The organism is Hyphomonas johnsonii MHS-2, assembly GCF_000685275.1.
In the GTDB taxonomy this organism is placed as follows: domain Bacteria; phylum Pseudomonadota; class Alphaproteobacteria; order Caulobacterales; family Hyphomonadaceae; genus Hyphomonas; species Hyphomonas johnsonii.
The window spans coordinates 173,233-186,093 of record NZ_ARYK01000005.1; the positions used below are offsets into that span (position 1 = coordinate 173,233).

Sequence of the window (12,861 nt, forward strand, 5' to 3'; positions counted from 1 at the left end):
GTATTCCGGAGAGAAAATCATGAAAACACGTCGCCTCGGCAAGAGCGCCATCTACGTATCCGACATCTGCATGGGCACCATGACCTTCGGGTCCCAGGCCGACGAGGCGGAAGCCTTCCGCATTCTCGATGAATGCTATGATGCCGGGATCAATTTCTACGACACCGCCGAGAACTATCCCGTCCCGCCAGACCCGAAATGGGCCGGTCGTTCCGAGGAAATCGTCGGCAAGTGGATGAAGACCAAGGACCGCGACTCACTGATCATCGCCACCAAGGTCTCAGGCCCGTCGCACGGCTGGATCAAGAGTTCGCAGCGGGCCGGCATGACCGCCATGGACCGCCACAACATCACCCGCGCCGTGGAAGCCAGCCTGACGCGCCTCGATACCGATTACATCGACCTCTACCAGACCCACTGGCCCGACCACGGCACCGGTTTCGACGAAGCAATGGAAACCCTCGACGACCTCGTGCGCGCGGGGCTCGTCCGCATCGTCGGCTGCAGCAACGAGAACGCCTGGGGCCTGATGAAAAGCCTCGCGACATCCGAACGCCTCGGGACGGTCCGCCACCAGACCATCCAGAACAATTTCAGCCTGAACAACCGGCGCTTCGAGGACGAGCTGGCAAATATCTGCAAGCGCGAGGGCGTCAGCCTCATTCCCTATTCGCCGATCGCCGGTGGCGTCCTGTCCGGCAAGTACAATGGCGGCGCCACGCCCGAGGGCGCGCGCTTCTCCAGCTATATCAAGAAGGGCGGCCGCCACACGGCCATGGCCCAACGCTTCGTCAACGAGAAGTCGCTGTCAGCAACCGAGCGCTACATGGCGATCGCGAAAGAGGCCGGCATGTCGCCGGTGACGCTCGCAACCGCCTGGTCCAAGCAGCATGACTTCGTTGCATCCACCATTGTCGGCGTCAGCAAGCTGGATCAGGTTGCGCCCATCCTGGCGGCTGCAGACCTCACCCTGCCGGATGACGTCATGAAAGCCTGCGATGCGATCTCGAAGGAAATCCTCTACCCGATGGGCTAGGCCCGCCCGGATCAGTCGTTTCCAGGGCCGCCGTGAGCGAGCACTTCGCGCCGGCCGGCATGGTTCGGCGCGGAGATCACGCCGTCTTCCTCGAGCCGGTCGATCAGGCCAGCCGCCTTGTTGTAGCCAACCTTGAGACGGCGCTGCAGGTAGGACGTCGACGCCCGCTTGTCGCGAACGACGATGGCGATGGCCTGCGCGAACAGGTCTTCGTCCTCGTCACCGGTCGACGTACCGAGCATGGCGTCCATCACGGCCGAGCCGGTCGACCCGTCTTCCGGCGCTTCCAGGATGTCCATGACATAGTCAGGTTCACCCTGCTCCTTCAGCCAGTCGACCACCGAGCCGACTTCCTCGTCCGACACGAACGGCCCGTGCAGGCGCTGGGATTTCTTGCCGGGGGCCTGGTACAGCAGGTCGCCCATGCCAAGCAATTGTTCTGCACCCTGCTCATTCAGGATCGTGCGCGAATCGATCTTGGTCGTGACCATGTACGAAATCCGTGTCGGGAAGTTCGCCTTGATCGTGCCGGTGATCACATCTACCGACGGACGCTGCGTCGCGGTGATCAGGTGGATGCCGGCGGCCCGCGCCATCTGGGCGAGGCGCTGCACGCAGCCTTCGATTTCCTTGCCCGCCACCATCATCAGGTCTGCCATCTCGTCGATCACGACGACAATGTTCGGGATATGGTCGATCGGAAGCGACTCGGTTTCATGCACCGGCTTGCCGCGCTCGTCGAAGCCGGTCTGCACCTTGCGCACCATCTCCTCGCCGGAGGCGCGATACTTGGCGGCCTTGTCGTTGAAGCCGGACAGGTTGCGAACGCCGGCTTTCGACATCAGCTCATAGCGGCTTTCCATCTCGCGCACGGTCCATTGCAGCGCGTTGACCGCCTTTTTCGGGTCGGTCACCACCGGCGCCAGCAGGTGCGGGATGCCTTCATAGATCGACAGTTCCAGCATCTTCGGGTCGATCATGATGAAGCGGCACTGTTCCGGCGTGTGACGGTACAGCAGCGACAGGATCATCGCGTTGACGCCAACCGACTTGCCCGAGCCGGTCGTGCCCGCGATCAGCAGGTGAGGCATCTTGGACAAGTCGACGACCGTCGGCACGCCGCCAATATCCTCGCCGAGCGCCATTGGCAGGCTCGCCCGGGTCGCAACATAGGGCTCGGACTGCAGCAGGGTCCGCAGGTAGACGGTATCGCGGTCATCATTGGGCAGTTCGATGCCGATCGCGTTCTTGCCGGGCACAACAGCGACGCGGGCCGACACCGCGCTCATCGAGCGGGCAATGTCATCGGCCAGCGAGATCACGCGGGAAGATTTCACCCCCGGTGCCGGTTCCATCTCGAACAGGGTGATCACCGGGCCTGGCCGCACTTCCTTGATCCGGCCGCGCACGCCGAATTCCTTCAGCACTTCCGACAGGCGTGCCGCCTTGGCGATCAGCGCATCCTCGTCAACCGTATCACCGCGCTCTTCAGGCATCTGGAGCAGGTCGATCGACGGCAGGCGCGGCGTCTTCCCGCGGCGGGTCGTCTTGGTAACGCGGGGCGCTGACGGGCGCGGGGAAGGCTTGGGGGTCGCAAACCGGGTCGTGCGCACGGGCGGCGCAGCTTCCTCGGCGTCGACCTCATCCTCGTCGTCGAAGTCCTCGTCGTCTTCATATTCCTCGTCATCGTCGATATCGTCACTGACGGCGCGGCCACGGAAGAATCCGCGGGTTTCGCCCTCGTACTCGTCCTCGCCGGTCACCACCCGTGCACGGTCATCCGGATCAGTCGGGCGCCGCTTGAACTTGAAGACGCTGGCAATCGCAAACAGCAGTCCCACGGCGCCACGCGCCTTGCGCGCCGCGCGCAGGCCGGACTTCGACGCCGCCTCCTGCAGCAGGTGTGCATCATCGCGCCGGAAGCCAAGGGCCGTGAGTGCGGCCCAGACCGCCGCGATTCCGAGCCCGAATCCCGCCCATGTCGGTGGCGACGGCAATAGCAGCGCCTTGAAGGGCATCTCGGCATAATAGAATAGCGCATCGCCGATGACGCCGCCGAGCCCTGCGCTGAGCGGCCAGGATTCCGGCACCGGCCAGCCGGCAAAGCACGCAGCCGACAAGGGCACGAATGCCGCGCCCACCAGCCAGCGGCGCACGCTCGGTGCGCCGATCAGCACGGCCCGCATCGCCCCGCCGATCATCAACGCGAGTCCGGCGGTCCAGCTTGACCAGCCGAGCGTCTGGCGCGCGAAATCCGCGAAGGTCGCCCCGGCACCGCCGAACAGGTTCTGCACGGCCGCATCGGTCGCCGCGTTCCAGCTCGGATCGCTCGGCACGTATGACCCCACGCTGCCGCACACGAACACGCCCGCGCCAAAAGCGGCTGCGCCTGTCAGGATCCGCCAGACAGGATCGCTTACGCTCGTCAGTTCGTCGTCGGAATAGGCGTAATCTGTCATCAGGTGGGGGATCTCCGCGGGCGCTGTTCGGGAAACACCACTCATGCCGCAACAGCCTTAACGCCCGGCAAACGCAAATGCGGCAATCCCTGCTGGCGCGTTAACCTTTTGCGCGGCCTGCAAGCGCCCGGACGGCCAGGCCTGCGCGCCCGCCGCAGGGGCTGCGGGCCGCGTCCGGTAACCATCACCTAACGCACGGGTGCAGGCCAAACCGGGCCCTGCTGGCCCCCTGGCGGAGGCCCTGACGCCGATGATACCGCACCGCCGGCCCGGCGTTGCGGCCGCGCCGGTCCTGTTAACAGGTCCACCTTCCCGGGCTCAGGATTTTAACGATAATCCCGGTGCGATTAACGATTCCGCTGCCGTCATCTGCACACCAGGCCTGCGGGCCGATCCCCGGCCCAGCGTACGGCGAAATCAAAAGCGCCCCGGAAGCAAGGGCTCCGGGGCGCTTTCGCAGCCTGAATGTAAAACCCCGGCCGGTGCGGGACCGGCCGGGGTTTCGTTCACATGTTAGCCCCTCAGCCCGATGTGAACTCCGGATAGGCCTCAAGGCCGATCTCAGCCTTGTCGAGACCCATTTCCTCAGCCTCAAGGCTGCACCGCACGCCCATGGTCAGCTTGAGCAGCATCCAGACGACTGTCGAGGCTGCCACAACGAAGATGCCCGTCACGCCGACGCCGACCAGCTGGCCGATGAAGTTCGGATCGCCCGCTTCGTTCGGCATGAACGCCGCACCGTGCGTGGCCGGAACAATCATCGTGCCCCAGATACCGCAGACCAGGTGAGCCGGGATGGCACCGACGACATCATCGATCTTGAACTTGTCGAGCAGCGGAACCGCGAGGACGACAAGAATGCCGCCGACGCCGCCGATCAGCACGGCCTGCCCCATGCTCGGCATCAGCGGTTCAGCCGTGATCGACACCAGGCCGCCGATGGCACCGTTGAAGACCATGGTTGCATCGATCTTGCCCTTGTAGAGGACCGCCGTCGTGATCATCGCGGCCAGCACGCCGCCGACAGCTGCCATGTTCGTGTTGGCAAAGATCTGCGCGACCGAGTTGATGTCGGCAGCCGTACCCGCCGCAAGCTGCGACGCGCCGTTGAAGCCGAACCAGCCGAACCACAGCAGGAACGTACCGAGCGCTGCAAGCGGGATGTTCGACCCCGGCATCGGGTGAACCTGCTTGCCGAAATACTTGCCCGCCCGCGGACCAATGATGATGGCGCCGACAAGGGCTGCCCAGCCGCCGACCGAGTGAACCAGCGTCGAACCGGCGAAGTCGGAGAACGCCCACTTGGTGTCGAGGAAGCCTGCGCCCCATTCCCAGGACACGACAACCGGATAGATCACGGCCGTCAGGACGGCGGTAAAGATCAGGAAAGGCCACAGCTTGACCCGCTCTGCCACCGTACCGGAGACAATCGAGGCGGCGGTCGCAACGAACACCATCTGGAAGAACCAGTCGGACGCCGGCGCATAGCCTGCGTCGCTCTCGACACTGAGGTCCCCGCCTGCCCAGAAGAAGGCGTCCATCGCCGGCATGCCGAAGAATTTCAGGCCCTCGTCGCCACCGATCCACGCGCCCGGATAGGCGATATTGTAACCGATCACCCAGAACATCAGGCCCGCAATGGAATAGAGGGCAACGTTCTTGGTCGATTGCATCGCCGCATTCTTGGAACGGACAAGCCCCGCTTCCAGCATGCAGAAGCCTGCCGCCATCAGCATGACGATGATCCCGCCGATCAGGAACAGGTAGCTGTTGTCTACATAGCTGCTGGCGCTGCCACTCACGCTCTCTTCGAGCGCGGCCAGGCGCGCGGCAATATCGTCTTCCTGCGCGTAGGCAAGCACGCCCGCTGTCAGCGCGACCGGCAGTAACGCAGCCCCGCGTATCCATCTTCCAATCGTGTGGCCCATTTGGCCCCTCCTTCAGTGAATGACATGGAGCTCGGGACCCCCCGCGCTCTCCCATCGCTGATATGATTGGGGCGGCTCCCGAAAGTCGCTTGCCGGACTGGGGTGAGGCGGGATTCCGGGTGCTCGTGGTCAAACCCTGTGCAGGGTTGCGGCCAATCGCCCAATTCTGCGCCATTGCTGGATGCTTTGGTTACCGGTACCTAGCTAGGCGATATGGCTGTAACCTCCCGGACCCCGCCACTTGAGGCAGATATCGCCGTGATCGGCGCTGGTCCCGTCGGGACCAGCCTCGCGATCCTGACGGCTGCTGCAGGATTCCGCACCGTTCTTGTGGATGCACGGGATCCGGACCGCGACCCGCCGCGCGACACACGCAACTTCGCCATTGTCCGCGGCAGCTGGCGCCTGCTCGGCGCAGCCGGCGTGCATCCGGCGCTGCACGGCCTGACCCAGCCACTGCTGGGCCTTGAGGCAACCGATGGCGGGCGCCACTGGTTTGGCGCGCCCTCTGTCCTGTTTGGTACAGACGACCTGCCGCCGGACGCTGACGGCGAACCGCTCGGCGAAATGGTTCCGGCTGAAGCGCTGCAGGCCGCGCTCGATTCGATCGCCGCAAAGGCGGCCAACCTGACCTGGCTGCGCGGCCGCAAGTTCACTGCCCTGGCGACAGACGCCGCCTCAGCCCGGATCACCCTCGACACGGGCGATGAAATCACCGCCGGGCTCGTCGCTGCCTGTGACGGCGTCCGGTCACCTGTCAGGACCGCGCTCGGCATCCCCACCGAGGGCCGCGCATATGGCAAGTCGGTGTTCGCCGCCGATGTCAGGCTCGAACGCCCCCATAATGGCCTCGCCCGCCAGCTGTTCACCCCGGATGGCCCGTTCGCCACCCTTCCGCTGCCCGGAAACAGGGCAAACCTCGCCTGGTACATGAAGACGGGCGCGGCCGAGACAATGGCGGCGCTTCCGGCAGACGCCATCGAGGCCGAACTCAACGCCCGGTTCTCGGATTTCGCCGGGCCGATGACGCTCGACGGCCCGCCCCTCTCCTATCCGCTCCACCTGCAGATCGCGGCGGTCATGACCGGGCCGCGCACGGCGCTGCTGGGCGACGCCGCCCGGCGCATCAATCCACTCGCCGGGCAGGGCCTCAATCTCGGCTTCAAGGATGTCGGCGCGCTCGTCGATGTGATGACCGATGCCCGCCGTGTCGGCCTCGATCCCGGTGCGGCGACCTCGCTGCAGCGCTACCAGCAATGGCGCCGCGTCGACGCGGCCACCACAGCCATGTTCATGGATGCCGTCGAACGGGCCTTCTCGAATGACAATGCGATCCTGAAGCCCCTGCGGGGCCTTGCGCTGACAGCCGCCAGCAAGCTTGGCCCCGTCCGGCGCGCCATGGCCCGCCAGGCCAGCGCCGACCAGCCCGGCCTGCCGAGCCTGATGCGCTAGGCCGCCACGGTCAGCTGGCGCAGCAGGTCCCAGGTATAAAGCCCGCTGGAATGGCCATCCGAAAACATGATCCGCACCGCATAGCGCCCGACCGGCTCGGCTCCGTTGACAGAAATGTCGTCCGGCACCGGCGGCTGGAACGGTTTCGGGCCGGACCCGTGGCCACGCACGGCGGCTGACGGGCTTTCCTCGCGCAGGCGCTGGAACGACACGGTGCCGACCTGGCCGTCATCGAACTCTGCACGCAGTTCACGCGCCCCGCGCCGGAATGTCAGCCGGACAGGCCATGCCGCCGCGCCGCTCATGCCCCCGTCTCCGGGTCAGCCAGGTCACGCGCCTCGTCCGCCAGCATGATCGGAATGCCGCCACGGATCGGAAAGGCCAGCTTCGCCCGGCGCGACACCAGTTCGCCGGCGGCGCGATCATAGCTCAGCGGCTGGCGGGTTACCGGACAGATCAGGATTTCCAGCAGGCGCGGGTCGATGCCCGATCCGCGCTCCGTGCTCTTGCTGTCGTCTTCGGTCATGGTCTCGCCGCCTATTGCATCGTGCCGGCATCACTGCCCGGCACATCCATCTTCAACAAGGTGATGAGCGTTTCGGCGCGCGCTTTCAAGGTCGGCGCTTCAACAAGGGCCTGCTTTTCGATCGGCGAGAACGGGCAGCCCGAGCAGAGCGCGTTGACCAGCGTCTCCATCGGCGCGCCTTCGACAGCAGACCAGTCGGCCTGCATCTGGTTGGCTTCGACATAGGCGTGCAGCGCCGCGATCAGTTTCTCGCGGCTCGGCAGGGCGATCTCCTGCACGGCATGAAGGTCATCGGCGAACCGCTTCCAGCCCGGCCTCACCTGCCGGTAGGGCGTGGTGACATCCAGCTCCTGTTCGATCTCGAACCGGGCAATCCCGGTCAGCGTGATCAGGTAGCGCCCGTCATCGGTCTCGGCATATGTCGTGATCCGCCCGGCGCAGCCGACCTCCGCCACGTCGGGTTTTTGCGGGTCCCCGCCCATCGCCTGCACCATGCCGATCAGGCGCGACCCGGCCATCGCATCGTCGATCATGTTCAGGTAGCGCGGCTCGAATATGTTGAGCGGCAGCGGCCAGCGCGGGAACAACAGCGCGCCCGGCAACGGGAAGATCGCCAAGGTGGCCGGCAGGTCGTCGATCTTCCTGTAATGCGCTGCGGTCATCGGGTCGGGTCCAATCGGCTTCATGTCTGTGAAGGTGGGCCGATTGCCGCGTCAGGCAAACATCAGGGACGCCAGCCTCCGGCGGCCTTCGATGGTAACCGGGTCTGTCGGCCCGGCGGCTTCGAACACCTGCAACAGTTTTTCCTTCGCCTTGCCGTCGTCCCAGTCCATCTTCGAGCCGAGAATGATCAGCAGGTGGTCGACTGCGTCCTTGTAGCGCTGCGCGCCGACATATTTCTCGGCCAGTTCGAACCGCTTCTGGTGATCGTCAGGGGCTGCCGTGACGGCCTCCAGCGCGGCATCGAACTCGCCCGGCGGCTCGTCATCGGCCATCAGGTCGATCGCCGTGCGCACGCCCTTGACGGCATTGTCATGCTTTTTCGACTCCGGAACCATGTCCAGCGTCGCAATCGCCCGCGCCTTGTCGCCATTGGCGAGATAGCAGCGTGCAAGGCCGGCAATCGCCGTCACGTTCTCGGGGTCTTCCTCGATCACGCTGGCATAGATCTGCGCCGCCGTGCCGAGATCGCCTGCCTGGCTGGCCGCCTCGGCCTGCGCCAGCGCCTCGGCGATCACCTGTGCGCTGTCGGTGCCGGTCATGATCTTGTCGACAAAGCCCTTTACCTGGCTCTCCGGCAGGGCGCCGAGAAAGGCGTCGACCGGCCGGCCCTTGTCAAACGCATAGACTGCCGGGATCGACCTTACGCCCAGCTGGCCGGCATAGCCCGGGTTCTCGTCAATATTGATCTTGACCAGCTTGACCGCGCCCTTCTTGCTGTCGACGACGCGCTCGATCACCGGGCCGAGCTGCTTGCAGGGCCCGCACCACGGCGCCCAGAAGTCAACGATCACCGGTTGCGTGTTCGACGCCTCGACGACGTCGGCCATGAAATCCTGGTCGGTGCTGTCCTTGGTATTCAGCGAACCCATCTCGGTCATGCGTGCAGTATCCTTGTAAATCTGGGGCAAAGATGGGCTTGGATGGGCAAATACGCAAGCATCGGGTGTGCACGGTGGAAACAAGGCCGCAGGCAGCGCGTTCATCTCCGGGCCGGTTTGGCCCATCCGGCACGCCAGGCTGAACGCAAGCCAACGAAAAGCGGCTGAAATATCATTATCCTGCCCTGTTTAGGTGGGGTTCAGCCGCTTAGGTTTAGGGCATAGGTCAAAGGAGGCCGAGATCATGATGAACTTGCTGACGACACTGGGTGCAATTACCGCGCTCGCCACTTCGCCGCTCGCCCTGTCCCTGCAGGCGCCCACGCCCGCCGTGCCTCAACTTGTCGCGCCCACCGCAACCAGCAGCAGCCTGTCGGCATCAGAGCGCAGCCAGGTGCTGGCTGACGTCTCCACCGCCCTGACCGGCGTCAAGACAGCGCGGGGCAAGTTCGAACAGGTTGCCCCCGACTATTCGGTCACGACCGGCAGCTTTGCCCTGTCGCGCCCCGGCAAGGTCCGGTTCGACTATGATGACCCGACACCCATCCTGATCGTCAGCGACGGCACCACGGTTGCGCTGCAGGACAGCGAGCTCGAAACCACCGACCGCGTGCCGCTGGGCACGACGCCGCTGTCGCTGTTGCTGGACGACGATCTCGATTTCGAAACCGAGGCCGAAGTGCTTGACGTCGCCAAAGGCAATGGCCGGATCGAGGTCACCCTGCAGGACCGCTCCGGCGAAATGGACGGCACGCTGACCCTGGTCCTGTCAGATGGTACGCGTGACCTGCTCGGCTGGCGCACGGTCGACGGCACCGGGAACATCACGTCGGTGCAATTGTCGGGCGTTGAGTACGGCAAGAAGCTCAATCCACGCCTGTTCATCCTCAAGGACTTTGAAGACGACTAGGCGACTCCTGCAACGGGCAGGCCACGACCGGCCCGTTGCGGAACTTTAAAAAACTGCAAAAGCAACCACCTAACGCATAATTTACTTGAATTTTTTGCCAGTAGTGACATCTTTGCAACTGTCGATGAAACGGATACCCCGCGCAGCAATTGACCCCCCGCTGTGAAACCCCCGTGACATCACCGCCGGAACCTCCCTTACCGGCGAGACGTCGAATATCGCGTCAGGCGCGCCCGAACTCCCCCGCGTTCGGGCGCGTTGACGTTTCAGGCAGCGGTGCTACGCACGGCAAATGCCCAAGCCTCTCAAGATTGTCAGCTGGAACATCAACTCGGTCCGCCTGCGCGCGCCGAATGTCGCCGAATTCGTCGCCGCCGAGGCGCCGGACGTCATCTGCCTGCAGGAAACCAAGTGCCAGGACGGCGAGTTCCCGGAAAAGCAGTTCCGCGAAATGGGCCTGCCCCACCTTGTGCTGAACGGCCAGAAGGGCGGCCATCACGGCGTCGCCATCGCCTCACGTTTCCCGCTGGAGCGCGTCGACGTCCCGGATCTTTGCCGCGAGGGTCACGCCCGCGCGATTGCCGCGCGCGTCAATGGCATCGAAATCCACAACATCTACCTGCCCGCCGGCGGCGACGTGCCCGACCCGGCCGTCAATGACAAGTTCGCCCACAAGCTCGACTTCCTCGAAAAGCTCGGCCCCGGCTACAAGAAGCTGAAGAAGACGCCGCGCATCCTGGTCGGCGACCTCAACGTCGCCCCGCACCCGAACGATGTCTGGTCGCACAAGCAGCTCCTCAAGATCGTCTCCCACACGCCTGTCGAGACCGAACTGCTCGAGGACTCGCGCCAGGCTGCGGGCTTTGCCGACATTGGCCGCATGTCGGTGCCGGACGAACAGAAGCTGTATTCCTGGTGGAGCTATCGCGCCAAGGACTGGGCCGCCGCCAACAAGGGCCGCCGCCTCGACCATATCTGGGCCAATCCGGCCGCCCTTGCCGACACCAAGGTCGACTCCTACAGCGTCCACCTCGCCTGGCGCGGCGGCTGGAAACCCTCAGACCACGCCCCGATCAGCGTGAAGGTGAGTGTGTAATCCTTCCTCCATCCGCAGTCCCGGCGAAAGCCGGGATCTCATGCAATTGGAGACCAGCAAGAGCTGTCCCGGCCAGACGAGCGAGCTTGCGTCAACTTGATTGGCCGCCCAAAAACTAAGGGAGCGAACCGCTCTGATTAGTTTTACAGGTCCAAGAGCATGTGGCGATTGAGAGCAGTGGCAGTGTCCGCACTATTGGGCTTCGCAGCGGGCGATATTGTGGCGCTCATTCTCGGCTACGCAGACGGTTTGACTGACAGGCCCGCATTACTGATCGGCGCGGTCTTTTCTGCTGCTTTTGTCGGTTTGACGCTCATGAAATTTCTGACCGACCTTTTATTCAAGCGATAGGGGTAGCAAAGCGTAGGGTGGGTTGAGCAGAGCGATAACCACCGCCCCAACACGCGCCCCCCTCGTTCCCCAATCACACACCCATCCCTCACACAGACGACCCCTTATCCAACTGATATCCCGCCTGCGCTATAATGCGCCGCATGAGCCATCCGCCCGACTTGATCCACCACGGCCTTGAACAGGCGCGGCTCGCGCTGTGGGCAGTGATCAACATGACGAACGCGCATCTGCGCCCGCTGATGCTGAAGCGCAGCCTGAAGCAAAAGGCCATGGGGCGCCTCAAACAGCTCGAAATCATCGTCCGCCGCCTGCTGACCTTGCTGGCCCTGTCGCTGACCCTCGCCCCGGTCAAACCGCGCAGCCCGGCGACGCCTGGTTCCGGGGATCGGCTCGCAGACCCCGTGTGCCGCAAGGCCGTGCCGGGCTTTGCCCTGACCGGGAAGCTGCTCTCTGGGTTCGATCCGGACACGTCCGGGCTTTTTCCGTGCACTGTCCGTGCATCCGGCCCGGTGCCGGCCGCGCCGATCCTCGCCCGCCTCGCGGCGCTGCAGCAGGTGCTCGCCGCCCCGGACGCCCATGCAAGGCGTCTCGCCCGCGCGCTCCAGCGCCAGCGGGACCGCGGCGAAGCAAGGCCCGTCGCGCTGCCCATGACGCGCACCCATCGCATGGTGCCGGAACTCGGCATGATCGCCACCGCCCTGCCGGGCCTCATCCGCACGGCGCTGGAAAGCTGGGATAATTCAAGCTGAATCCGACAGCCTGTCAGACAGGTCCTGCCGGACGCCGAAGGGTGGTTCCGGTTACGGCTGCAGCCGGTAGCCGCCCGCATCGGTCAGCAACAGGCGCGCATTGGCCGGGTCCGGCTCAACCTTCTGCCGCAGGCGGTAGATATGCGTTTCCAGCGTGTGCGTCGTCACGGCGGCATTATAACCCCAGACTTCCGACAGCAATTCCTCGCGCGCCACCGGCTTGCCGCCGGCCCGGTAGAGGTATTTCAGGATATTGGTTTCCTTCTCCGTCAGCCGCACCTTGCGGCCTTCCGACGTCACCAGCAGCTTCATCGACGGGCGGAAATCATACGGCCCGATCTGGAAGGTCGCGTCCTCTGACTGTTCGAAACTGCGCAGGTGCGCCCGCACCCGCGCCAGCAGGACGGAAAACTTGAACGGCTTGGTGACATAATCATTTGCCCCGGAATCCAGACCCAGGATCGTGTCGGCATCGCCGTCCTGGCCGGTCAGCATGATGATCGGCGCCCGAACGCCCTGTCGCCGCATCAGCTTGCAGGCTTCGCGCCCGTCCAGGTCCGGCATTTCAATGTCCAGCAGGATCATGTCGAGCCGCTCGGCCGAAGCCGCCGCCACGCCATCACGGGCATTCGCCGCCTGCAGCGTTTCAAAGCCGTCATGCAGCTCGAACTGTTCGGCCAGCGCTTCGCGCAGGTCGTCGTCATCATCCACCAGCAGGATCCGTTTCTTGACTGACATCAAGGCGCTCCG

13 protein-coding genes are annotated in these 12,861 nt (G+C 64.5%); 6 read left to right on the forward strand and 7 right to left on the reverse strand.

Going from position 1 to position 12,861, the window contains the following annotated elements:
- The first annotated feature begins 19 nt into the window (after window positions 1-19).
- Entirely contained in the window at window positions 20-1,036 is a 1,017-nt protein-coding gene (locus tag HJO_RS11490; RefSeq protein ID WP_035617007.1) for an aldo/keto reductase, read from the forward strand.
- 11 nt (window positions 1,037-1,047) lie between these two features.
- On the opposite strand, the gene HJO_RS11495 is transcribed toward HJO_RS11490, so the two are convergent.
- Together HJO_RS11495 and HJO_RS11500 are read right to left on the reverse strand one after the other, a co-directional pair.
- The gene (locus HJO_RS11495) at window positions 1,048-3,495 is read right to left on the reverse strand and encodes a DNA translocase FtsK (protein WP_035617008.1); all 2,448 of its coding nucleotides are present in this window, start codon (window positions 3,493-3,495) and stop codon (window positions 1,048-1,050) included.
- A 521-nt stretch (window positions 3,496-4,016) separates the two neighbouring features.
- Window positions 4,017-5,423 (reverse strand): ammonium transporter family protein, encoded by a 1,407-nt coding sequence (locus tag HJO_RS11500; protein WP_035617009.1) that lies wholly within the window; start codon window positions 5,421-5,423, stop codon window positions 4,017-4,019.
- A 213-nt stretch (window positions 5,424-5,636) separates the two neighbouring features.
- Between HJO_RS11500 and HJO_RS11505 the strand changes: the two genes are divergently transcribed.
- On the forward strand, window positions 5,637-6,875 hold the full coding sequence (locus HJO_RS11505; protein ID WP_035617010.1) for an FAD-dependent monooxygenase: 1,239 nt from the start codon (window positions 5,637-5,639) through the stop codon (window positions 6,873-6,875).
- On the opposite strand, the gene HJO_RS11510 is transcribed toward HJO_RS11505, so the two are convergent.
- From HJO_RS11510 to trxA, 4 genes are read right to left on the reverse strand one after another with little or no spacing between them, the layout of a single operon-like run.
- Window positions 6,872-7,180, reverse strand: a complete 309-nt coding sequence (locus tag HJO_RS11510) for a gamma-butyrobetaine hydroxylase family protein (protein ID WP_035617011.1) — start codon at window positions 7,178-7,180, stop codon at window positions 6,872-6,874. The two genes, HJO_RS11505 and HJO_RS11510, sit on opposite strands and share 4 nt — an antisense overlap.
- Entirely contained in the window at window positions 7,177-7,401 is a 225-nt protein-coding gene (locus tag HJO_RS11515) for a Trm112 family protein (protein WP_035617012.1), read from the reverse strand. The genes HJO_RS11510 and HJO_RS11515 overlap by 4 nt, the downstream gene beginning before the upstream one ends.
- A gap of 11 nt (window positions 7,402-7,412) precedes the next feature.
- Window positions 7,413-8,063 (reverse strand): LON peptidase substrate-binding domain-containing protein, encoded by a 651-nt coding sequence (locus tag HJO_RS11520; RefSeq protein WP_035617198.1) that lies wholly within the window; start codon window positions 8,061-8,063, stop codon window positions 7,413-7,415.
- Between the two features lie 51 nt (window positions 8,064-8,114).
- On the reverse strand, window positions 8,115-9,002 hold the full coding sequence (gene trxA, locus HJO_RS11525) for a thioredoxin (protein ID WP_035617014.1): 888 nt from the start codon (window positions 9,000-9,002) through the stop codon (window positions 8,115-8,117).
- A gap of 244 nt (window positions 9,003-9,246) precedes the next feature.
- Here trxA and HJO_RS11530 point away from each other — a divergent pair, with 244 nt between their 5' ends.
- The 4 genes from HJO_RS11530 (at window position 9,247) to HJO_RS11540 (ending at window position 12,111) form a co-directional block, all read left to right on the forward strand.
- On the forward strand, window positions 9,247-9,912 hold the full coding sequence (locus HJO_RS11530; protein ID WP_035617016.1) for a LolA family protein: 666 nt from the start codon (window positions 9,247-9,249) through the stop codon (window positions 9,910-9,912).
- 292 nt (window positions 9,913-10,204) lie between these two features.
- Window positions 10,205-11,008, forward strand: a complete 804-nt coding sequence (locus tag HJO_RS11535; RefSeq protein WP_035617017.1) for an exodeoxyribonuclease III — start codon at window positions 10,205-10,207, stop codon at window positions 11,006-11,008.
- A 183-nt stretch (window positions 11,009-11,191) separates the two neighbouring features.
- Entirely contained in the window at window positions 11,192-11,359 is a 168-nt protein-coding gene (locus HJO_RS18435; RefSeq protein ID WP_156945605.1) for a hypothetical protein, read from the forward strand.
- A gap of 143 nt (window positions 11,360-11,502) precedes the next feature.
- The gene (locus HJO_RS11540) at window positions 11,503-12,111 is read left to right on the forward strand and encodes a hypothetical protein (RefSeq protein ID WP_156945606.1); all 609 of its coding nucleotides are present in this window, start codon (window positions 11,503-11,505) and stop codon (window positions 12,109-12,111) included.
- 51 nt (window positions 12,112-12,162) lie between these two features.
- Here HJO_RS11540 and HJO_RS11545 read toward each other — a convergent pair whose 3' ends face one another.
- Entirely contained in the window at window positions 12,163-12,849 is a 687-nt protein-coding gene (locus HJO_RS11545; protein WP_035617199.1) for a response regulator transcription factor, read from the reverse strand.
- Window positions 12,850-12,861: the final 12 nt, after the last annotated feature.